This window comes from Streptomyces physcomitrii, from assembly GCF_012273655.1.
Classification (GTDB): Bacteria; Actinomycetota; Actinomycetes; order Streptomycetales; family Streptomycetaceae; genus Streptomyces; species Streptomyces physcomitrii.
This window is the reverse complement of sequence record NZ_JAAWWP010000022.1, coordinates 19,216-39,820: the sequence shown is the minus strand read 5'-3', so window position 1 is coordinate 39,820 and position 20,605 is coordinate 19,216. Positions and strand designations below refer to the sequence as shown.

Genomic DNA, 20,605 nt, shown 5'->3' with positions numbered 1-20,605 from the left:
GGGCCCGGTCCGACCGGGCCGCCGGTGCCCGCTGTGCGATGCTCGACGGCGTGGAGAACAGGTCGGTCAGTCCGGTTTTCGTCGGTCGCGAGGAGGAGCTCGGCACGCTGCGCGAGGCGCTCGCCCGGGCCGGTACCGGGGAGCCCCAGGCGCTGCTGCTCGGCGGGGAGGCGGGGGTCGGCAAGAGCCGCCTCCTGGAGGAGTTCGGCGCCGGAGTACGGGAGGCGGGCGCCGAGTTCGTGGTCGGCGGCTGTGTGGAGATCGGCGCCGAGGGGCTGCCCTTCGCGCCCTTCTCGACCGCGCTGCGCGCCCTGCGCCGCCGGCTGCCCGCCGGGTTCACCGCCGCCGTCGCCGGACAGGAAGCCGAACTCGCCCGGCTGCTCCCGGAGTTGGGCGAGAGCCCCGGGGGCCGCTACGAGGAGGACGGCACCGCCCGGCTCTTCGAACTCACCCTGCGCCTCCTGGAACGCCTCGCCGCCGAGCGCACCCTCGTCCTCGCCCTGGAGGACCTGCACTGGGCCGACGCCTCCACCCGGCACCTGCTCGCCTACCTCTTCCGCACCCCCGCCCGCGGCCGCCTCGTCCTCCTCGGCAGCTACCGCTCCGACGACCTGCACCGCCGCCACCCGCTGCGCCCCCTGCTCGCCGAACTCGACCGGCTGCGCACCGTCACCCGGGTCGAACTGCCCCGCTTCAGCCCGCCCGAGGTCTCCCGCCAGCTCGCCGGGATCCTCGCCGCCGAGCCCGAAGAGGCCCTGGTGGACGAGGTGTTCGCGCGCAGCGACGGCAACGCCTTCTTCGTCGAGGAACTCGCGGGCACCGTACGGTCCGGGCAGTGCACCGGGCTCACCGACTCGCTGCGCGATCTGCTCCTGGTCCGGGTGGAGTCGCTGCCCGAGGAGGGCCAGCGGGTGGTGCGGATCGTCGCCGAGGGCGGCTCCACCGTCGAGTACCGGCTGCTCGCCGCGGTCGCCGGGCTCGGCGAGGACGCCCTCATCGAGGCGCTGCGCGGCGCGGTCGGCGCCCATGTCCTGCTCCCCGCGCCGGAGGGCGACGGCTACCGCTTCCGCCACTCCCTGGTGCGCGAGGCGGTCAGCGACGACCTGCTGCCCGGCGAGCGGGCCCGCCTCAACCGCCGCTACGCGCACGCCCTTCAGGCCGAACCCCACCTCGTACCGGCCGAGGAGCGCGCCACCCGCCTCGCCAGCTACTGGTACCACGCCCACGAACCGGCCAAGGCCCTGCCCGCCGTCCTCGACGCCTCCGCCGCCGCCCGCAGGCGGCACGCCTACGCCGAGCAACTGAGCCTCCTGGAACGGGCGATGGAGCTGTGGGACCAGGCCCCGGAGACCGCCCGCGCCGGGCTGCGGCCGCTGGACCACGCGGAGGCCTACCCGGTCGGCGACCGCGACCCGGCCGCCGCCCCGCTGAGCTTCCTCGACCTGATGGCGGAGGCCGCGGTCGCCGGGCGCCTCTGCGGGGAGCGGGAGCGCGCGATGAAGATCACCAAGCGCGCGCTGCGGCTCCTCGAAGCGGACCCCGATCCGCTGCGCGCCGCCTGGTTCTGGGTCCAGCGCTCCCGCCTGGTGCAGAGCCAGGGCCGCGGCGACGGCCGGGCCGAACTCGCCAGCGCCCAGGAACTCGTCCGCGGGCAGCCCCCCTCCGAGGTGCACGCCGAGGTGCTCGCCCACGCCGCCACCTGGACCATGCTGCACACCCCCGGCCCCGAGTCCCTGGCCGACGCCGAACGGGCCGTCGAGTACGCCCGCATGGTCGGCGCCTGGGACATCGAGCTGAGCGCCCGCCTCACCCTCGGCGGCCTGCTCGCCGACGCCGGGGACGTGGCGCGCGGACTCGCCGAGATGGAGGCGGTACGGGAGGCCGTCGCCACCCGCGGGCTCACCTTCCTGCTCGGCCGCAGCCATGTGAACCTCGCCTCGGTGCTCGAAGGCCTCGGCCGCTCCCGGGAGGCGGTCGCGGTCGTCGAGGAGGGCATCGTGCTCGCCCGGCGCTACGGGCTCCAGGAGTCGGCGGCCTGGCTCTGGGGCAACCTCGCCGAATCCCTGACCACACTGGGCCGTTGGGAGGAGGCGACCGCCGCCGCCGAACGCACCGAGCACGGCGGCCAGGGCGCCAAACCCGGCGGCATGGGCGCCCTGCGCCTCGGCCTGCTCGCCGCCGCCCGGGGCGAGGAGGAGGAGACCGCCCGCCGACTGGCGGAATCCCGTACCCGCTTCGGCGGCCTCGACCCCATGCCGCAGAACTCGCTCCCGCTGGCCCGCCTTGCCCTGCTGCTCGCGGCCGGTCAGGGCCGCCTGCTCGACGCCCGCGCCGAGGTGGCCGGTGCCGTCGAGACCGGATTCCCGCCGGGCACCCAGCGCTACGCCTGGCCGCTGCTGCTCGCCGCCGCCACCGCGGAGGCCGAGGCCCGGCACCTCGCCCTCTCCGCCCCCGGCCGGGCCGAGGCCCTCGACCTGCTGCGCGCGGCGGCGAAGCGGCTGACCACCGGGGTACCGGTCTGGGAGGCCTACTCCCACTGGCTGCGCGCCGAACTCCTGCGCGCTGAGGGCCGGTCGGACCCCGCCGCCTGGCGCGAGACGGAGTCGGCACTCGCCCCCTTGGAGCGCCCCTACGACCTCGCCCGCGTCCGCCTCCGCCTCGCGGAGGCCCTGCTGTCGGGCGGGGGTGAGGAGCGCGGGGGAGTTCGGGAGGAGGAGCGGAGCGACGTACGGAGTGAGGAAGGGCGGAGTGACGTACGGAGTGATGTACGCGGTGAGGCCGTCGTCCTGCTGCGGCAGGCGAAGGCGGTGGCCGAGCATCTGAAGGCGCGGCCGCTCGCCGAGCAGGTGGCCCGGCTCGCCCAGCGCGCCCGGGTCGGCCTGCACGGACCGAAGGCACCGGAACCGGCCGACGCCGCCGCGGAGTTGGGCCTCACCGGCCGCGAACGCGACGTCCTGCGCCTGGTCACCCGGGGCCGCAGCAACCGCCAGATCGCCGAGGAACTCTTCATCTCCCCGAAGACGGCCAGCGTCCATGTCTCCCACATCCTGGCGAAGTTGGAGGTCTCCGGGCGGGGAGAGGCGGCGGCGGTGGCGCATCGGCTGGGGTTGTTCGGCGAGGGCGGCTGAGGGGCGGCAGAACGCGGCACCACCCTCCGCCCCCGGCTCACACCCCCAGCTCCCCCGACCCGCGCGCCACCAGCTCCGTCCCCACCGTCACCGTCCGGGCCCGCGACCGGTCCCCGTCCAGCCGGGCCAGGGCCGTGCGGGCGGCGGCGCGGCCGAGTTCGGCGGGGTTCTGGGCGACCACGGTCAGGCCGGGGTCGAGGACTCCGGCGAGCGGCAGATCGTCGAAGGCGACCAGCGCCACGTCGTGGGCGCGGCCGGTGCGGGCGAGTTCGCCGACGGCGCCGAGGGCGACGATGTTGTTGGCCGCGAAGAGCGCGGTCGGCGGTTCGGGCAGGGCGAGCAGCCGCCGTACCGCCTCGGCCGCCCCCGCCTCGTCGTGCGTACCCACCACCAAGGCTTTGTCGTAGGGGAGTTGCGCATGCACCAGGGCGTCGCGGTAACCGGCGAGGCGTTCGCGGCGGGTGTAGAGCTTCGGCGGGATGTCGCCGATGAAGCCGATGCGCCGGTGTCCTTTGCCGAGGAGGTGGGCGACGCCCTCGCGGGTGCCCGCCCGGTTGTCGCTGACCACGCAGTCGGCGGCGATGCCCGAGCCGGGCCGGTCGAGGAAGACCACCGGCAGGCCCGCCGCGCGCTGCGATTTGAGGTGGCCGTGGTCGGCGTCCACCGAGGGCACCACCATCAGCACGCTCACCCGGCGGGCCAGGAAGGTGTCGGTCAACTGCCGTTCGCGGCCCGCGTCCTCGGCGGAGGAGCCCATCAGGAGGGTGAGCCCGCGTTCCCGTATGGCGTCCTCGATGCCCCCGGCGACGGTGCCGAAGAAGGGGTTGCCCAGGTTCGGCACGACCAGGCCGACCGTGGTGTCGGGGCCGCCCACCCGGATGTTGCGGGCCATCAGATTGGGCTGGAAGCCGAGCCGGGCCACCGCGTCGAGCACCCGGGCCCGGGTCTCGGGCGAGCTGGGCCCGTCCTCGTTGAGCACCCGGGAGACGGTCTTGGCGCTGACCCCCACCTCCCGGGCGACATCGGCCAGAGTGGGGCGGCGGGTCGCTGCCATGTACCACCGTTCCTTGCTGCGGGGCACCCCCGGCCGCACCCGCGCGCGGGCGGCGGAGCGGCCGGGGGCCGCCGGATCAGTCGGCTGTGACGCCGGCCGCCTTGGCGGCCTCGGTGTCCGCCACGACAGTACCGCCGCCCTCGCTGACGCTGAGCGCGCCGGTCATGATGGCCACCACCTCGGCCATGGAGTGGTCCTGCGGGCGGATCAGGGCCGCGCGCCTGCCGAGCCGGTGGACGTGGATGCGGTCGGCGATCTCGAAGACATGGGGCATGTTGTGGCTGATGAGCACCACCGGCAGGCCCTTGTCGCGTACCCGGCGGATCAGGTCGAGCACCTGGCCCGACTCCTTCACCCCGAGGGCCGCGGTGGGCTCGTCCATGACGATCACGCTGCGCGCCCAGGCCACCGAGCGCGCCACGGCGACCGCCTGCCGCTGCCCGCCGGAGAGCGTCTCCACGGCCTGGGTCAGCGAGCGCAGGCCGATCCCCAGGTCCGCCATGTGCGCGGCGGCCTGCTCGCGCATCCGCTTCTTGTCCAGCAGCCTGAGGACGCTGCCCAGCGGTCCCGGCCTGCGCAGTTCGCGGCCGAGGAACATGTTCGAGGCGATGTCCATCGAGGGCGCCACCGCGAGGTCCTGGTACACGGTCTCGATGCCGTACTGCCGGGCGCTCTGCGGTCCGCTGAAGCGCACCGGCTCGCCGTTGAGGCGGATCTCGCCCCGGTCGGGGACGAGTGCCCCGGTGAGCGCCTTGATCAGGCTGGTCTTCCCGGCGCCGTTGTCACCGATGACGGCGAGCACCTCGCCGGGCAGCAGGTCGAAGTCGGCGCCGTCGATGGCGGTCACCTGGCCGTAGCGCTTGACCAGGCCGCGCGCCTGGAGCACCGGTGCCGCCTTCGTGCTCGTCTCGCTCATCGGACCTTCCTCCGGGACATCTGGTCGACGGTCACGGCGAGGATCACCAGGATCCCGGTGATCAGGGTCTGGTAGACCGAGGCGACCCCCATCAGCTGGAGGCCGTTGCGGAAGACGCCGACGATCAGTACGCCGAGCAGGGTGCCGAGCACCGTGCCGCGCCCGCCGAAGAGGCTGGTGCCGCCGAGCACCACGGCGGTGATGCTGTCCAGGTTGTCGGTCTGCCCGGCCTGCGGATCGCCCACGCCGGTACGGGAGATGAGCAGCAGCGCGGCGATCCCGTACACCAGTCCGGCCAGCGCGTAGACGCCGATGGTCAGCCGGGTGGTGCCGATGCCGTTGAGGCGGGCGCTCTCGGGGCTGTTGCCGAGGGCGTAGACGTGCCGGCCCCAGCCGGTGGCGCCGAGCGCGTAGGCGAAGAGCAGGAAGAGGGCGATGGTGACCAGGGAGCCGTAGGTGATGTCGGTGTTGCCGAGCGGGAAGGTGTCGCCGAGGACGGTCAGCTCGGAGGGCAGCCGGCTGATGGTCTGCTCCTCGGAGTAGATGTGGGTGAGCGCGAAGGCGACGTTCAGCATGCCGAGGGTGACGATGAAGGGCGGCAGCGGAACGCCCTTCACCAGCAGCCCGTTGAGCAGCCCGAACCCGGCGCAGACCAGCAGGCCGAGGGTGATCGCGAGCAGTGGCGGGACCGATCCCTCGGCAGCCAGCTTGGCCATCACGATGCTGCCGAAGGCCATCACCGCCCCGCAGGACAGATCGATGCCCGCGGTCAGGATGATCAGGGTCTGCCCGATGGCGAGCGTGCCCACCACCATGACCTGCTGGACGATCAGGGAGAAGTTGCCGCCGGACAGGAACTGCTCGGAGGACAGGGAGAAGAAGACACAGGCGAGGATCAGGGCCACGAGCGGCCCGAGGGTGGGGGCGGTCAGCAGTCTGCGGACCGTGGTCGGGTCCTTCAGATGCGCGTACGCGGGGGTGGTGGCGGTCATCGCGGTCCTTGCGGGAGGAAGCGGTCCTTGCGGGGGCCTCGGCGGAGGCCGGGACAGGGGGCGGGGAGCGGGGCGGCTCAGCCCCAGCAGTTCTTCAGGCCGAAGGCGGTGTCGCGGGAGCCGTCGCCCGACTGCGGCTCGTCGGTGACGAGGGTGACCCCGGTGTCGGTGTAGCCGCTGGGCTTCTTGCCGTCCTCGGCGAACCTCGCGACGGCCGCGACGCCCTGCTCGGCCATCTTCAGCGGGTACTGCTGGGAGGTCGCGGCGAGCTTGCCGTCCTTGACGGCGCGGGTGCCGGTGCAGCCGCCGTCCACCGTGACGATCATGACGTCCTTCTCGCGGCCCTTGGCCTTGAGCGCGGTCCAGGCGCCCAGCGCCGCGGGCTCGTTGATGGCGTAGACGAGGTTGAGCGAGGGCGCCTTCTGCAGGCAGTTCTCCATCGCGGTCTGCCCCTTGGCCTGGTCGCCGCCGGTGTCCTGGGAGCAGACCACCGAGGGGTCCTTCTCCGGTACGCCGAAGCCCTTGAGGAAGCCCTGGTGGCGCTGGACCCCGACAGCCACGCCGGGCGCGAGGTCGAGGGTGGCGATCTTCGCCTTCCGGCCCTTCATCGCGGACTTGGCGTACCGGCCGATGAGTTCGCCCGCCTTGCGGTTGTCGGTGGCGAAGAGGGCGTCGGTCGCGTCCTCGGGGTCGGTGGGGCTGTCCAGGGCGACGACCAGGACACCGCGGGCCCGGGCGCGTTCCAGGGCGGGCACGATCGCCTTGGAGTCGTTGGGGGTGATGAGGATGCCCTTCACCCCGGCGGCCACCATGTTCTCGATCGCGGTGACCTGTCCGGCGTTGTCACCGTCGAACTTGCCCGCCGCGGTGGACAGCCGGACGTCATGGGTCTTGGCGGCGCGCTCGGCGCCCTGCCGCATCTTCACGAAGAACGGATTGGTGTCGGTCTTGGTGATCAGACCGACCTTCACCGAGGAGCCGTCCCCGCCCTGCGCGCCCTCGCCACAGGCGGTGAGGCACAGGCCCGCGGCCAGGACACCGGCGGTGGCCGCGGCCAGTCGGGGGACAGAACGGGTACGTGGCGACATCGGGACTCCCTGCGGATAGCGGACGGCAGCTTGCGGACGGCGGATGGGGACGGGGACGGGGGTGGCGGACGGCCGATCGCGGACCGCGGACCGCGGACAACCGGCGGCGGACACGGGCGAGTCGGGGCCCGGGCGAGCCATGGACACGAGCGGGCACGAGCGGTGGACACCGGCGGTGGAGCGGAGTGCGAGCGGAACGGGCGGCAACGGGCAACAACGGTCAGCCGTACGGGACGAACGGGCGGCGGAACCATGGCGGATCCGTGTCATCGTTGATGTATGTCATCGTTGACACCGCTTGCCGAGGATGATGGACTCCGCCTCCCGGCAACGTCAATGCCTTGTGCCCGACACATTCGCGGCCTCGGGCGCCGGGCCCCCGCCGGGCACCGAACGGGCAGCCTCCGCCCGGCCCCGGCCACCCTCTGCCCACCGCACCCCTCGGGAGAGAGAAGCAGCCATGCCCCCTGAGCAGGTCACCGTGCTCGGCGAGTGCGTCGCCGACGCCTTCACCGCGCCCGACTCCGCCCCCGGTGAACTCGCCCTGCGGGTGCTGCCGGGCGGCGGCCCCGCGAACACCGCCGTCACCCTCGCCCGCCTCGGCACCCCCACCCGGCTGCTCGCCCGGCTGTCCGAGGACGCCTTCGGGCGACTCTTCCGCGCCCGCCTCGAAGCCTCCGGGGTCGACCTCTCCGCCGCCGTGCCCGCGGCCGAGCCGAGCACCCTCGCCGTCGCCGACCTCGACGAACAGGGCAGCGCCGGCTACTCCTTCCACGCCGAGGGCACCGCCGACTTCCAGTGGACCCGCGCCGAACTCGCCCGCGTGGACCTGACCTCCGCGGCCTGCGTGCACTCCGGCTCCCTCGCCCTGGTGCGGGCCCCCGGCGCCGAGGCCGTCGAGGAGTTCCTGCGGCGGGCCGCCGCCACCGCGAGCGTCTGCCTCGACCCCAACGTACGGCCGCTGCTTGTGGCCCCCGAGGTCTACCGGGAGCGGCTGCCGCGCTGGTGCCGCCTGGCCGATGTGCTGCGACTGAGCGAGGACGACCTCGCCCTGCTGCGGCCCGGCGCCGACCCGGCCCGGGCCTGCGACGACTGGCACGCGGCCGGGGTGCCCCTGGTGGTACTCACCCGCGGCGCCCGGGGCGTGCTGCTCTCGCTCGACGGCGAACGGGCCGAACTCCCCGCCCGGCCCGCCCGGATCGTCGACACGGTGGGCGCCGGGGACGCCTTCACCGGCGGGATGCTGCACCGCCTCGCCAGGCGCGGACTGCTCGGCGGGCGACTGACCGGGCTGCGCCTTGCGGAGGTGGTCGAGGCCGCCGAGTTCGCCGGCCGGGTGGCCGCCCTGACCTGCGAGGTCCGGGGCCCGAACCCGCCCTGGGGGAGCAGCCTGACCGAGCCCGCCGGGGCGGCACCGGGGGCGAGCGGAACCGTACGGAACGCCCTCGGCGAGGTGTCCGGGGAGCGGTAGCGGTCGCGTCCCGGGAGCGGTGGCGCCTGCGCCCGGAAGCGGCGGCGCCCGTGCCGCGGGGAGTCCTGGCGGCCGCCTCGGGAGCGGTGTCGCTCGCGCCACGGTGAGTCCCGGGGACCGTGCCCCGGGAGCGGCGGCGCTCGGCGCCGAGGGGCCGTTGGTGCCCGCCCGGGCCGCACGGGAGGCGGGGCGGGTGGTCGGGAGCCAATCGCGTCCGGGGCGTTGACGGGCGGCCGCGGTCCGCCCATCATCTCTCCACGAGTCGCTGTCAACGCTGACATCGGGCCCGGCGTCTGTCGCCACCCCTGCCGTCGGCGGGACAGCCCGGCGCCGGTCCCCCGACCCCCGGCGCCTCTCCCACGGCCCGCCGGGCCGCACCCCGGCGGGCCGCCTTCCCGTGGCTGACCGCACCACCGGAGTCCTCATGAGACGTCAACGCCCCTTCCGGCATGCCCCGTTGCGCGCCCTGCTCGCGCTGGCCGCCGGACTCGCCCTCGTCCTGCCGCTCGGCGGGGCCTCCCCGGGGGCCGCCGCCGCCCCGTCCGAGGCTGCCGGGTCCGCGGCTGCCGCCGGGCCCGCCGCGGCCGAAGAGCCGCCCGGCGCCGAGCCCTACCGCCCGCAGTTCCACTTCAGCCCCGCCCGCAACTGGATGAACGACCCCAACGGACTCGTCCACTACGACGGCGAGTACCACCTCTTCTTCCAGTACAACCCGGAGGGGAACACCTGGGGCAACATGTCCTGGGGCCACGCGGTCAGCCGCGACCTGGTGCACTGGGAGGAACTCCCGCTCGCCCTGCCGCACGACGAGCGGGAGATGGTCTTCTCCGGCAGCGTGGTGGTGGACCGCGAGAACACCTCCGGTTTCGGCAGCCCGGAGAATCCGGCCATGGTCGCCGTCTACACCAGCCACGCCAAGGACGGCTCCCGGCAGGCCCAGTCCCTCGCGTACAGCACCGACCGCGGCCGCACCTGGACCAAGTACGCGGGCAACCCGGTCCTGGACATCGGAGCCAGGGACTTCCGCGATCCGAAGGTCCAGTGGCACGAGCCCAGCCGGAGCTGGCTCATGACGGTGGCGCTGCCCCTCGAACACAAGGTCCGCTTCTACCGCTCCCCGGACCTCAGGCAGTGGACCGAACTGAGCGACTTCGGCCCCGCGGGCGCCGTGGACGGCGTCTGGGAGTGCCCCGACCTCTTCCCGATGCAGGTCGACGGCGACCCGGAGCGCACCAAGTGGGTCCTGGTCGTCAACCTCAACCCCGGGGGAATCGCCGGGGGTTCGGGCGCCCAGTACTTCGTCGGCGACTTCGACGGCACCCGCTTCACCGCCGACCCCGACCAGGGCACCCGCTGGCTCGACCACGGCAAGGACTACTACGCGGCCGTCTCCTGGGACGGCGATCCCGAGGGCCGGCGCCACATGATCGGCTGGATGAACAACTGGCAGTACGGCGAGCAGATCCCGACCGACCCCTGGCGCAGCGCGATGAGCGTGCCGCGCACCATGGGCCTCGGCACCGTCGACGGCCGCCCCACCCTGACCCAGCAGCCGGTGGCCGCACTCGACTCGCTGCGCCTGCCCGACCCGGTGGCGGTACGCGAAGTGGACGTGCCCGAGGGCTCCCAGCCCCTGGCCGAGGGCCGCGGCGACGGCCGCACCCTCGACATCGAGGCACGCTTCTCGCCCGGCGATGCCGAGCACTTCGGCCTCGAACTGCGCGCGGGAGACGGCCAGAAGACCGTGGTCGGCTACGACGCCGCCGCCGGGGAGGTCTATGTCGACCGCACCCACTCCGGCGACACCGGCTTCAGCCCCGACTTCCCCGGCACCCAGCGCGCCCCGCTCGCCGTCCGCGACGGCGAGGTGAGACTGCGGATCCTGCTCGACGCCTCCTCGGTCGAAGTCTTCGGCGGAGCAGGGGAGTCGGTGCTCACCGACCAGATCTTCCCGGGCGCCCCCGAGGGCGTACGCCTCTTCGCGGAGGGCGGCACCGCCCGGCTGAAGTCACTGGACCTGCACCGGCTGGGGACGTACCGGCCGTGAGGACCGGCAGCCGTCAACTCCCTTGATCCGTACGGTTCTTGAGCCGGGCCAGGGCCTTCGGCCGGTGCGCTGCCCGCGGGTGGCGCACCGGCCGGGGGCGCGGGAGGCCGGGCCCCCGGCGACCGCACCGCGTGCAGGCCGGTGCGCCCACGTCACCGCGCGCACGTCACCGCGCCCGTGTCACCGTCACCGTGCCTGAGGCGTGGCGCCTACTTCACCTCGACCTCCAGCACCTTGTCGTCCCCCTTCTCCGGCGTCCCCCGGCTGTCCGTCTCGCTGGTCACCAGCCAGAGCTTGTCGGTGCCCGCCGAGACGACGGTGCGCAGCCTGCCGTACTCGCCCTTGAAGAAGGACTGCGGCTTCGCGGCGGCCTCGGTGCCGCGCAGCGGGATGCGCCAGAGGCGTTCGCCGCGCAGCCCGGCCATCCAGATCGAGCCCTCGGCGTAGGCGATGCCGCTGGGGGAGGCCTCGTCGGTGCTCCACTGGGCCACCGGGTCGGTGAAGCCCTTCTCGTCGCCCTTGCCCTCGACCTCGGGCCAGCCGTAGTTGCGGCCGGGGGCGATGTGGTTCAGCTCGTCATAGGTGTCCTGGCCGAACTCGGCGGCCCACAGGCGCTGTTTGTCGTCCCAGGCCAGGCCCTGCACATTGCGGTGGCCGAGCGAGTAGACCAGGGAGTCCTCGCCGAGCGGATTGCCGGGGGCGGGATCGCCGTCCGGGGTCATCCGCAGGATCTTGCCGCCGAGGGACTCCTTGTCCTGGGCGAGCGCGCGGTCGCCGGTCTCCCCGGTACCCGCGTACAGCATCTTGTCGGGGCCGAAGGCGATCCGGCCGCCGTTGTGGATCGAGCCCTTGGGGATGCCGCGGAGCACCGTGTTGGGGGCGCCGAGCTGCTGGCCCGCGGGCTTGTCCTCGTTGTAGAGGAGGCGGGCGATGCGGTTGTCGGACTCGGTGGTGAAGTAGGCGTAGATCATGTGGTCGGAGGCGAAGGTGGGCGAGAGCGCGATGCCGAGCAGGCCGCCCTCGCCGCTCGGCGCCACCCCGGGGATCTCGCCGATCTCGGTCTTCTTGCCGTTCTTCGCGTCGATCCGGGTCAGGGTGCCCTCGTCCCGCGAGGAGACGAGCAGGTCACCGTCCGGCAGCGGGGCGAGCCCCCAGGGGGACTTCAGGCCCTCGGCGACCGTACGGAGCACCTTGGCCGAGCCCTTCGCCGGGGGCGCCGACTCCGAGGGGGCGGGGGAGGAGCCCGGCTTCTCGCTGCCCGTCGGCGAGCCCTCGCCGGAGGGGCCCGAGGAGTCCCCGCCGGAGGAGCAGGCGGGCAGGGCGAACAGGGCGGCGGCGGCCAACACGGCCCCCAGAGCTGGGCGTTGCACGATGACGGTCCCCTTCGATGCGGTGTGGCCGGGCGGTGCCACCCGTCGTTCATACACCGTCCGGCGGGCGGATCGGGCCCACCACCCCCGCGTGGCAGGCGGCCGGTCGGTCCCCGGGCGGTCCCCGGGCGGTCCGCCGGGGCTGGTTCCGCTGCGGCGGCCGCCGCCCTCGCGCGTGCCCGGCGGGCAGCCCCGGGGTCTGTCGGTGCCGTGCCCTAGCCTCCTGACCATGACTGACGAGGTGTGGCTGCCGATGGCGGCCGAGACGATCGAGGGACTGCCGGGCGGCTTCACCTACCGGTTCTGGGACGGCGGGCAGGAGTTCCCCGCGGACCCGGCCGACTGCGCCTTCTACGTGGTCCCCTATATGAAGGGGGCCGAGGTCGCCGTGCGCCCGCTCGCGAAACTCACCTCGGTACGCGCCGTGCAGACCCTGACCGCGGGCATCGACCATGTCGAGCCGGGCCTCGAACTCCTGCGTCCCGGCGTGCAGTTGTGCAATGCCCGCGGGGTCCACGAGGCCAGTACCTCGGAACTCGCGCTCGCCCTGACCCTCGCCTCGCTGCGCCGCCTGCCGGACTTCGTCGACGCCCAGCGCGCGGGCCGGTGGCGCACGCCGGCGGCCTTCCCCGAGGCGCTCGCCGACAAATCGGTGCTCATCGTGGGCTACGGATCGATCGGCGCGGCCGTCGAGGACCGGCTCACTCCCTTCGAGCCCGCGCGGGTCTCACGCATCGCGCGCTCCGCGCGCACCACCGAGCGCGGTCCGGTGCACCCACTGGACTCGCTGGGCGAACTCCTGCCCGAGGCCGATGTCGTGGTGCTCACCACCCCGCTCACCCCGGCGACCCGCGGCCTGGTGGACGCCGCCTTCCTGGCCCGGATGCGGGACGGCGCCCTCCTGGTGAACGTGGCCCGAGGCGCCGTGGTGGACACCGGCGCGCTTCTCGCCGAGCTGAACTCCGGCCGGCTGCGGGCCGCGCTCGACGTCACCGACCCGGAACCGCTGCCGGACGACCATCCGCTGTGGCACGCTCCGGGGGTGCTCATCAGTCCGCACACCGGTGGCCCCTCCTCCGCCTTCGCCCCGCGGGCGCGGAGGCTGATCGCCGCCCAGCTGAACCGGTTCGCGGCGGGCGAGCCCCTGCACAACGTGGTGCGCACCACCGGGAGTTGAGCCCGGAGGGTCCCCGGGGGCCGCCGCGGGACCGGCGCCGGGGCCGGTTGCGCTCGCTTGCTGTTACGGAGAGTAGGCCGACTATGTCCCAGAGTGACGAAACTGGTGTATCGTCCGGGCAGGGGCTGCGCCACCGTCCGTCCGGCGCAGGGGGCGAGACACCGGAACCGCAAGGGGGGCGAAGCGTGATGCACGCACTGTGGACCCACCGGCCGGCACGGCACGGCCGCACCCGGCAGCCCGTGCCCGATCCGGCGACCACCGGGACCACCGGGGGCGCCGGTTCCATCGGGACAGCCGCGACCCGAGTGACCCGAGTGACCCGAGCGAACCAAGTGACCGGAGCGATCCGGCGGAGCCGAGCGGCCGCCCCGAGGACCGCGGCCGACGCGGGTGGGCCGGGCGCCCACCGGGAGCCGTACCGCCGCCTCGTCCGCACCGCCGCCCGGGGAGCGGACCGGTGACCGCCCGGCCGCCTCTGGCGGGAGCCGTCGGCGGCGCGTTCCGCTCGCTGCTGCCCCCGCTGGAGCCACTCGGCCGCGGCCATCTGCCGCGCGGTGTGAACGGCCCGCTGGTCCTCGCGGTGGCCTGTTCCGGCTACGCGGTCGGCGCCACCCTCGGCTGGGGATCGGAGCGACTGGCCCTCGCCATGGGCGACTTCGGCCTCGCCCTGGCCGCCGCCCTGGCCGCGGTCTCCTGCTACCGCTACGGCCGCCTCAGAGCCGGTTCGCTGCGCCCCGCCTGGCTGCTCTTCGCGCTCTCCTCCGCGATGGCGGCGCTCGGCAACGCCGTCTGGGGCTGGTACGAGGTGGTGCTCGGCCGGGAGGTGCCCGACCCGAGCTGGGCCGACCTCTTCTTCCTCTGCTTCGCGCCGCCCGCCATCGTCGGGCTGCTCGTCCTCGCCAAACGCCCCGCCAGCAGGGCCGGCTGGGTCTGCCTGGTGCTCGACTCCTGGCTGATCGGCGGCTCGCTGCTCACCCTCTCCTGGAGCCTGGCGCTCGCGCACACCGCGCACTCCGGCGGCGGCGACGTGGCGCACACCGCCCTCTCCCTCGCCTATCCGCTGCTCGACATCGCGCTGGTGAGCATGGTCCTCGCGATGCACTTCCGGCGCGGCTTCGTGGACCGCTCCGCGATCAACACCGCGGTCGGGGCGCTGGCGCTGACCGTGATGTGCGACGCGCTCTTCACCTCCCCGCTGCTGCACGACAGCTACCGCTCCGGGCAGCTGCTCGACGCGGGCTGGTTCGCCGGATCGCTGCTGCTCGCCTACGCCCCCTGGGTCGCCCCCCGGCGCGCGCACCCGGCCGACGGCGAGCGCGCCAGCGGACACGGCGCCCCGCACCCGGCCACCGAGGACGACCCGCCGCCCCGGGGCACGGGGCCCCGCCCGATCGCCGGTTCCCTGGCCGCGCTGACCCCGTACCTCGCGGCCGCCGTCTGCACCCTCGGGATCCTGTACAACGTCCTGGACGGCAGACGGGTCGACCGGGTGGTGCTGCTCACCGCCTGCACGGTGGTGCTCGCCCTCGTCGTACGCCAGGGGATCATGCTCCTGGACAACATCACCCTCACCCAGGAACTGGCCGAGAAGGAGAACCACTTCCGCTCCCTGGTCCAGGGCTCCAGCGACGTCATCATGATCGCCGCGCCCAGCGGGGTGCTGCGCTACGTCAGCCCCGCCGCCACCGGGGTCTACGGACGCGAGGCCGCGGAGCTGGTCGGCTCCGAACTCGCCGCGCTCATCCACCCCGAGGACCTCGGCCGGGTGGTGCACGAGCTGCGCCGCTTCCTCGCCGCGAGCCCCGCCGAGGAGCCCACCGCGCGCATCGAGTGCCGCTTCCGCTCCGGCGCCGGGCAGTGGCTCAACGTCGAGTCCACCGTCAACCGGCACCAGGGCGGGCTGATCCTCAACACCCGCGACGTCACCGAACGGGTGCGCCTGCAGGCCCAGTTGCAGCACAACGCCGAGCACGACCCGCTCACCGACCTGCCCAACCGGGCGCTGTTCGCCCGCCGGGTCGGCCAGGCGCTCGGCGGGCGCAGGGCCGGGGACGCGGGCACCGCCGTGCTCTTCATCGACCTCGACGGCTTCAAGGCGGTCAACGACACCATCGGCCACCAGGCGGGCGACGAACTCCTCATCCAGGCCGCCCGGCGGCTCCAGGAGTCGGTGCGCCAGGGCGACACCGCGGCCCGCTTCGGCGGGGACGAGTTCGCCGCCCTCGTCCTCGGCGACGGCGCCCGCGAACGCGCCCTGCGCGAGCGGCAGATCCTGGAGCTGGCCGACCGGCTCCGGCTCACCCTCTCGCGGCCGTACGCCATCGACGGCAACGACGTCCGGGTCGCCGCCTCCATCGGCGTCGCCTTCGCCGAACCGGGGCTCAGCGCGGGCGAGTTGCTGCGCAACGCCGACCTCGCGATGTACCGGGCCAAGGCGGGCGGCAAGAACCGGGTCGAGCTGTACGTCCCGCAGATGAAGACCGAGGCGGTGCGCAAGGCGCAGCTGGAGGACCGGCTGCGCGGCGCCCTGGACGAGGGCGAGTTCGCGCTGCTGCACCAGCCGGTGGTCAGCCTCGACCAGGGCCGGATCTGCGCGATGAGCGCCCAGGCCCGCTGGCGCAGCGGGCAGGGGGCGCTGTCCGCCCCCGAGCGCTTGCCGCGCGGCCGGGACCAGGCGCGCGCCGACGAGCTGGACTGGTGGGTGCTCGAAGCCGCCGTCGCCCAGGCCGCGGAGCGCGCCGCCGCGGGCGTCACGGTGCCGGTGGTGGTCCGCCTCGGCGGGCACCGCCTGCTGGACCGCTCGCTGCCGCTGAACGCCGTGGAGGCGCTGCTCGACCGGCACTCACTCGCCTCCGGGGCGCTCGTCCTGGAGCTGGCCGACAGCGGCCCGCCGGCCCGCCTCGCCGAGCTGGAAAGCCGCCTCGCGGGGCTGCGGGGGCTCGGGGTGCGGATCGCCCTGGACGGCTTCGGCGGCGGCTACGCGGCGATCAACGCGCTGCGCACCCTGCCGGTGGACATCCTCAAGCTGGACCGCAGCCTGGTCGAGGGCGTCACCGAGTCCACCCGGCTGAACAAGATCACCGGCGGTCTGCTCCGGATCGCGGGCGACCTCGGCATGCGCTCCGTCGCGGACGGCGTCGAACACCCCGACCAGGTGCTCGCCCTGCGGGCCATGGGCTGCACCCACGGGCAGGGTCCGGTCTTCTCCGGGCCGCTCGACGAGTACCGGCTGCGCCGGGTGCTGTCCGCCGGGAAGCTGCCGGTGCCGGGTGCGGCGGGGGAGCGGACCATGCTGACCAGGGTGCCCGCGCCGTACCGTCCGGAGAGTCTTCGCAGTTCACATCATGAGACGCCCGTCCCACCCACTTGACATGGGGAGCGCCTCGGCGAGAGGGTCTGAGCCATGCGCACCCGAATTCTCGTACTTGGAAAGCGCGTCGGCTGATACCGGGCCCTCTCACCGCCCCGGTGGACGATACCGACGCGCTCCCCTCGCTTGCCTCACGGCACGGGGGGTTTTTTGTTGCACCGAAGCCCCGCGCGAGCTGTGCAAAGCTCGCAGATCGACCGCAGGACCCTCCGAGCCGCCCACCCCCCTCCTCCGAGCCGCACCCCGCTTCACCCCGCCACCCTCACTCCCCGTACCTTGCGTACTCACCCTCAGCATCGAGAAGAGAAGCCGATGACCGAGCAGGCCACCGGGGCCCATCCGCAGCCGCGGCCCCGTTCCGGACAGCAGTCCGCCCCCGTCGAGCACGTCACGGGCGCGCAGTCCCTCATCCGTTCCCTGGAGGAGGTCGGGGCCGAGACGGTGTTCGGGATTCCGGGCGGGGCGATCCTGCCGGCCTACGACCCGATGATGGACTCCACCCGGGTCCGCCATGTGCTGGTGCGGCACGAGCAGGGCGCGGGCCACGCGGCCACCGGCTACGCGCAGGCCACCGGCAAGGTCGGGGTCTGCATGGCCACCTCGGGCCCGGGCGCCACCAACCTGGTCACGCCGATCGCCGACGCGCACATGGACTCGGTCCCGCTGGTGGCCATCACCGGCCAGGTCGCCTCCAAGGCGATCGGCACCGACGCCTTCCAGGAGGCGGACATCGTCGGCATCACCATGCCGATCACCAAGCACAACTTCCTGGTCACCGACGCCGCGGACATCCCGCGGACCATCGCCGAGGCCTTCCACATCGCCGCCACCGGCCGCCCGGGACCGGTCCTCGTCGACATCGCCAAGGACGCCCTCCAGGCGCGCACCACCTTCTCCTGGCCGCCCGTCCAGGACCTGCCCGGCTACCGCCCGGTGACCAAGCCGCACGCCAAGCAGATCCGGGAGGCCGCCAAGCTCATCGGCCAGGCCGCCCGCCCGGTCCTCTACGTCGGCGGCGGCGTCCTGAAGGCCGGTGCCACCGCCGAGCTGAAGGTGCTCGCCGAGCTGACCAAGGCCCCGGTCACCACCACCCTGATGGCACTCGGCGCCTTCCCCGACAGCCACCCCCAGCACGTCGGCATGCCCGGCATGCACGGCGCCGTCACCGCGGTCACCGCCCTGCAGAAGGCCGACCTGATCGTCGCCCTCGGCGCCCGCTTCGACGACCGCGTCACCGGCAAGCTGGACAGCTTCGCCCCGTACGCCAAGATCGTGCACGCGGACATCGACCCGGCCGAGATCGGCAAGAACCGCGCGGCCGACGTGCCGATCGTCGGCGACGCCCGCGAGGTCATCGCCGACCTGGTGCAGGCCGTGCAGCGCGAGCAGAGCGAGGGCCACGCGGGGGAGGCCGCCGCCTCCGGGTACGCGAGCTGGTGGGCCGACCTCAACCGCTGGCGCGAGACCTACCCGCTCGGTTACGACCAGCCCGAGGACGGCTCGCTCTCCCCCCAGCACGTCATCCGGCGGATCGGCGAACTCGCCCCCGAGGGCAGCGTCTTCGCCGCGGGCGTCGGCCAGCACCAGATGTGGGCCGCGCACTTCATCCAGTACGAGACCCCCGCCACCTGGCTGAACTCCGGGGGCGCCGGGACCATGGGCTACGCGGTCCCGGCCGCGATGGGCGCCAAGGCCGGGCAGCCCGGGCGTACCGTCTGGGCGATCGACGGCGACGGCTGCTTCCAGATGACCAACCAGGAACTCACCACCTGCGCCCTGAACAACATCCCGATCAAGGTCGCCATCATCAACAACGGCGCCCTCGGCATGGTCCGCCAGTGGCAGACCCTCTTCTACAACCAGCGCTACTCCAACACCGTGCTGCACTCGGGCCCCGCCGCGGACGCCGCCGCCTCCGCCCCCGGGCCGAGCGCCGGCACCCGCGTCCCGGACTTCGTGAAGCTGGCCGAGGCGATGGGCTGCGCCGCGCTGCGCTGCGAGTCCCTGGACGAGCTGGACAAGGTCATCGCCGAGGCCAACGCGATCGACGACCGCCCCGTCGTCGTCGACTTCATCGTCCACGAGGACGCCATGGTCTGGCCGATGGTCGCCGCCGGTACCTCCAACGACGAGATCATGGCCGCCCGCGACGTCCGCCCCGACTTCGGCGACAACGAAGACGACTGAGCCGCGAGAGCGCGCAGGGAACCATCCGAGAGTCCGAGAATCGAGTCAGCGACATGTCCAAGCACACGCTCTCCGTCCTGGTCCAGAACACCCCCGGCATCCTGGCGCGGATCGCCGCGCTCTTCTCCCGCCGCGGCTTCAACATCGACTCCCTCGCGGTGGGCGTCACCGAGCACCCCGACATCTCCCGGATCACCATCGTGGTGAACGTCGAGGACCTGCCGCTCGAACAGGTCACCAAGCAGCTCAACAAGCTCGTCAACGTGCTGAAGATCGTCGAGCTGGAACCCGGTTCGGCCGTCCAGCGTGAACTCGTTCTGGTGAAGGTCCGCGCCGACAACGAGACGCGCTCGCAGATCGTCGAGATCGTGCAGCTGTTCCGCGCCAAGACCGTGGACGTCGCCCCGGAGGCCGTGACCGTCGAGGCCACCGGATCCAGCGACAAGCTGGAGGCCATGCTGAAGATGCTGGAGCCCTTCGGCATCAAGGAGCTGGTGCAGTCCGGCACCATCGCGATCGGCCGCGGCGCCCGCTCCATCACCGACCGCAGCCTGCGGGCCCTCGACCGCAGCGCCTGAGCCGCGCCCGCCGGGAGCGTCCCGTCCGCCCCCGTCCGTCATCCGAGACCCCGCGACCGACCCACCCGCCGTCCCCGTACGGTGGTCGCCACCGCAGCGATACCGCAGAAACTAGGAGAGAACCCGTGGCCGAGCTGTTCTACGACGCCGACGCCGACCTGTCCATCATCCAGGGCCGCAAGGTCGCGGTCATCGGCTACGGAAGCCAGGGCCACGCCCACGCGCTCTCGCTGCGCGACTCCGGCGTCGACGTCCGGGTCGGCCTGCACGAGGGCTCCAAGTCCAAGGCCAAGGCCGAGGAGCAGGGCCTGCGCGTGGTCACCCCGGCCGAGGCCGCCGCCTGGGCCGACGTGATCATGGTCCTGGTCCCGGACCCGATCCAGGCCAAGGTCTACGAGGAGTCCATCGCCGCCCACCTGGAGGACGGCAACGCCCTCTTCTTCGGCCACGGACTCAACATCCGCTTCGGCTTCATCAAGCCCCCGGCCGGCGTCGACGTCTGCATGGTCGCCCCCAAGGGCCCGGGCCACCTGGTCCGCCGCCAGTACGAGGAGGGCCGCGGCGTGCCCTGCATCGTGGCCGTCGAGCAGGACGCCACCGGCAGCGCCTTCGCGCTGGCCCTCTCGTACGCCAAGGGCATCGGCGGCACCCGCGCCGGCGTCATCAAGACCACCTTCACCGAGGAGACCGAGACCGACCTCTTCGGTGAGCAGGCCGTGCTCTGCGGCGGCGCCTCCGCGCTCGTCAAGGCGGGCTTCGAGACCCTGGTCGAGGCGGGCTACCAGCCGGAGATCGCCTACTTCGAGTGCCTGCACGAGCTGAAGCTGATCGTGGACCTCATGTACGAGGGCGGCCTGGAGAAGATGCGCTGGTCGGTCTCCGAGACCGCCGAGTGGGGCGACTACATCACCGGCCCGCGGATCATCACCGACGCCACCAAGGCCGAGATGAAGAAGGTCCTCGGCGAGATCCAGGACGGCACCTTCGCCAACAACTGGATGAAGGAGTACGAGGCCGGTCTGCCGAAGTACCACGAGTACAAGAAGGCCGACGAGGACCACCTCCTGGAGACCACCGGCAAGAAGCTGCGCAAGCTGATGAGCTGGGTCGACGAGGACTGATCACCCGCCGACCGGGGCCGCCCGCACCAGGGCGGCCCCGATGCTTTTCGGACTTCCTGCCGCGGCCGAGCCGCCCCGGCGCCATGCCCTGGCCACGGAAGGG

Annotated in this window: 13 protein-coding genes; 8 read left to right on the top strand and 5 right to left on the bottom strand. The window is 73.5% G+C overall.

Features of this window, described 5'->3' with window-relative positions; translation table 11 throughout:
- Positions 1 to 38 precede the first annotated feature (38 nt).
- Positions 39 to 3,128 (top strand): helix-turn-helix transcriptional regulator, encoded by a 3,090-nt coding sequence (locus tag HFV08_RS26885; protein WP_168543095.1) that lies wholly within the window; start codon positions 39 to 41, stop codon positions 3,126 to 3,128.
- Positions 3,129 to 3,165: 37 nt separating this feature from the next.
- Here the strand turns inward: HFV08_RS26885 and HFV08_RS26880 are convergent, their stop codons facing one another.
- The 4 genes from HFV08_RS26880 to HFV08_RS26865 form a co-directional block, all read right to left on the bottom strand.
- Positions 3,166 to 4,182: a LacI family DNA-binding transcriptional regulator gene (locus HFV08_RS26880; RefSeq protein WP_168543051.1), complete on the bottom strand. Its 1,017-nt coding sequence runs from the start codon at positions 4,180 to 4,182 to the stop codon at positions 3,166 to 3,168.
- 76 nt (positions 4,183 to 4,258) lie between these two features.
- A complete protein-coding gene (locus HFV08_RS26875) occupies positions 4,259 to 5,098 on the bottom strand; it encodes an ATP-binding cassette domain-containing protein (RefSeq protein ID WP_168543050.1) in 840 nt (279 codons plus the stop codon).
- Positions 5,095 to 6,090 (bottom strand): ABC transporter permease, encoded by a 996-nt coding sequence (locus tag HFV08_RS26870; RefSeq protein ID WP_168543049.1) that lies wholly within the window; start codon positions 6,088 to 6,090, stop codon positions 5,095 to 5,097. Before HFV08_RS26870 ends, HFV08_RS26875 begins: the two co-directional genes overlap by 4 nt.
- 77 nt (positions 6,091 to 6,167) lie before the next feature.
- The gene (locus tag HFV08_RS26865; protein WP_168543048.1) at positions 6,168 to 7,178 is read right to left on the bottom strand and encodes a sugar ABC transporter substrate-binding protein; all 1,011 of its coding nucleotides are present in this window, start codon (positions 7,176 to 7,178) and stop codon (positions 6,168 to 6,170) included.
- Positions 7,179 to 7,638: 460 nt separating this feature from the next.
- Here HFV08_RS26865 and HFV08_RS26860 point away from each other — a divergent pair, with 460 nt between their 5' ends.
- Both HFV08_RS26860 and HFV08_RS26855 read left to right on the top strand, forming a co-directional pair.
- Positions 7,639 to 8,649 (top strand): carbohydrate kinase family protein, encoded by a 1,011-nt coding sequence (locus HFV08_RS26860; protein WP_168543047.1) that lies wholly within the window; start codon positions 7,639 to 7,641, stop codon positions 8,647 to 8,649.
- A gap of 424 nt (positions 8,650 to 9,073) precedes the next feature.
- Positions 9,074 to 10,696 carry a glycoside hydrolase family 32 protein gene (locus HFV08_RS26855; protein ID WP_168543046.1) on the top strand — a complete coding sequence of 541 codons (1,623 nt, stop codon included), beginning with the start codon at positions 9,074 to 9,076 and terminating at the stop codon, positions 10,694 to 10,696.
- Positions 10,697 to 10,905: 209 nt separating this feature from the next.
- Here the strand turns inward: HFV08_RS26855 and HFV08_RS26850 are convergent, their stop codons facing one another.
- On the bottom strand, positions 10,906 to 12,066 hold the full coding sequence (locus HFV08_RS26850; RefSeq protein ID WP_168543045.1) for a PQQ-dependent sugar dehydrogenase: 1,161 nt from the start codon (positions 12,064 to 12,066) through the stop codon (positions 10,906 to 10,908).
- A gap of 229 nt (positions 12,067 to 12,295) precedes the next feature.
- Here HFV08_RS26850 and HFV08_RS26845 point away from each other — a divergent pair, with 229 nt between their 5' ends.
- The 5 genes from HFV08_RS26845 to ilvC all read left to right on the top strand — a co-directional run bounded on the left by HFV08_RS26845 (position 12,296) and on the right by ilvC (position 20,502).
- Positions 12,296 to 13,243, top strand: a complete 948-nt coding sequence (locus HFV08_RS26845; protein ID WP_210430829.1) for a 2-hydroxyacid dehydrogenase — start codon at positions 12,296 to 12,298, stop codon at positions 13,241 to 13,243.
- A gap of 460 nt (positions 13,244 to 13,703) precedes the next feature.
- Entirely contained in the window at positions 13,704 to 16,616 is a 2,913-nt protein-coding gene (locus HFV08_RS26840) for a putative bifunctional diguanylate cyclase/phosphodiesterase (RefSeq protein ID WP_376770732.1), read from the top strand.
- A 312-nt stretch (positions 16,617 to 16,928) separates the two neighbouring features.
- Complete coding sequence (locus HFV08_RS26835; protein WP_040247940.1) at positions 16,929 to 18,803, top strand: acetolactate synthase large subunit; 1,875 nt, start codon at positions 16,929 to 16,931, stop codon at positions 18,801 to 18,803.
- Between the two features lie 53 nt (positions 18,804 to 18,856).
- Positions 18,857 to 19,381, top strand: coding sequence for an acetolactate synthase small subunit (gene ilvN, locus HFV08_RS26830; RefSeq protein ID WP_168543043.1), 525 nt, complete (start codon positions 18,857 to 18,859; stop codon positions 19,379 to 19,381).
- A 125-nt stretch (positions 19,382 to 19,506) separates the two neighbouring features.
- Positions 19,507 to 20,502, top strand: coding sequence for a ketol-acid reductoisomerase (ilvC, locus tag HFV08_RS26825; protein ID WP_040247937.1), 996 nt, complete (start codon positions 19,507 to 19,509; stop codon positions 20,500 to 20,502).
- Positions 20,503 to 20,605 lie beyond the last annotated feature (103 nt).

Bases quoted from the DNA above. Each gene is read 5' to 3' on its own strand.
- HFV08_RS26865 (WP_168543048.1), bottom strand. From the start codon at position 7,178: ATGTCGCCACGTACCCGTTCTGTCCCCCGACTGGCCGCGGCCACCGCC.
- HFV08_RS26835 (WP_040247940.1), top strand. From the start codon at position 16,929: ATGACCGAGCAGGCCACCGGGGCCCATCCGCAGCCGCGGCCCCGTTCC.
- HFV08_RS26885 (WP_168543095.1), top strand. From the start codon at position 39: ATGCTCGACGGCGTGGAGAACAGGTCGGTCAGTCCGGTTTTCGTCGGT.
- HFV08_RS26875 (WP_168543050.1), bottom strand. From the start codon at position 5,098: ATGAGCGAGACGAGCACGAAGGCGGCACCGGTGCTCCAGGCGCGCGGC.
- ilvN (WP_168543043.1), top strand. From the start codon at position 18,857: ATGTCCAAGCACACGCTCTCCGTCCTGGTCCAGAACACCCCCGGCATC.
- HFV08_RS26870 (WP_168543049.1), bottom strand. From the start codon at position 6,090: ATGACCGCCACCACCCCCGCGTACGCGCATCTGAAGGACCCGACCACG.
- HFV08_RS26855 (WP_168543046.1), top strand. From the start codon at position 9,074: ATGAGACGTCAACGCCCCTTCCGGCATGCCCCGTTGCGCGCCCTGCTC.
- HFV08_RS26880 (WP_168543051.1), bottom strand. From the start codon at position 4,182: ATGGCAGCGACCCGCCGCCCCACTCTGGCCGATGTCGCCCGGGAGGTG.
- HFV08_RS26845 (WP_210430829.1), top strand. From the start codon at position 12,296: ATGACTGACGAGGTGTGGCTGCCGATGGCGGCCGAGACGATCGAGGGA.
- HFV08_RS26860 (WP_168543047.1), top strand. From the start codon at position 7,639: ATGCCCCCTGAGCAGGTCACCGTGCTCGGCGAGTGCGTCGCCGACGCC.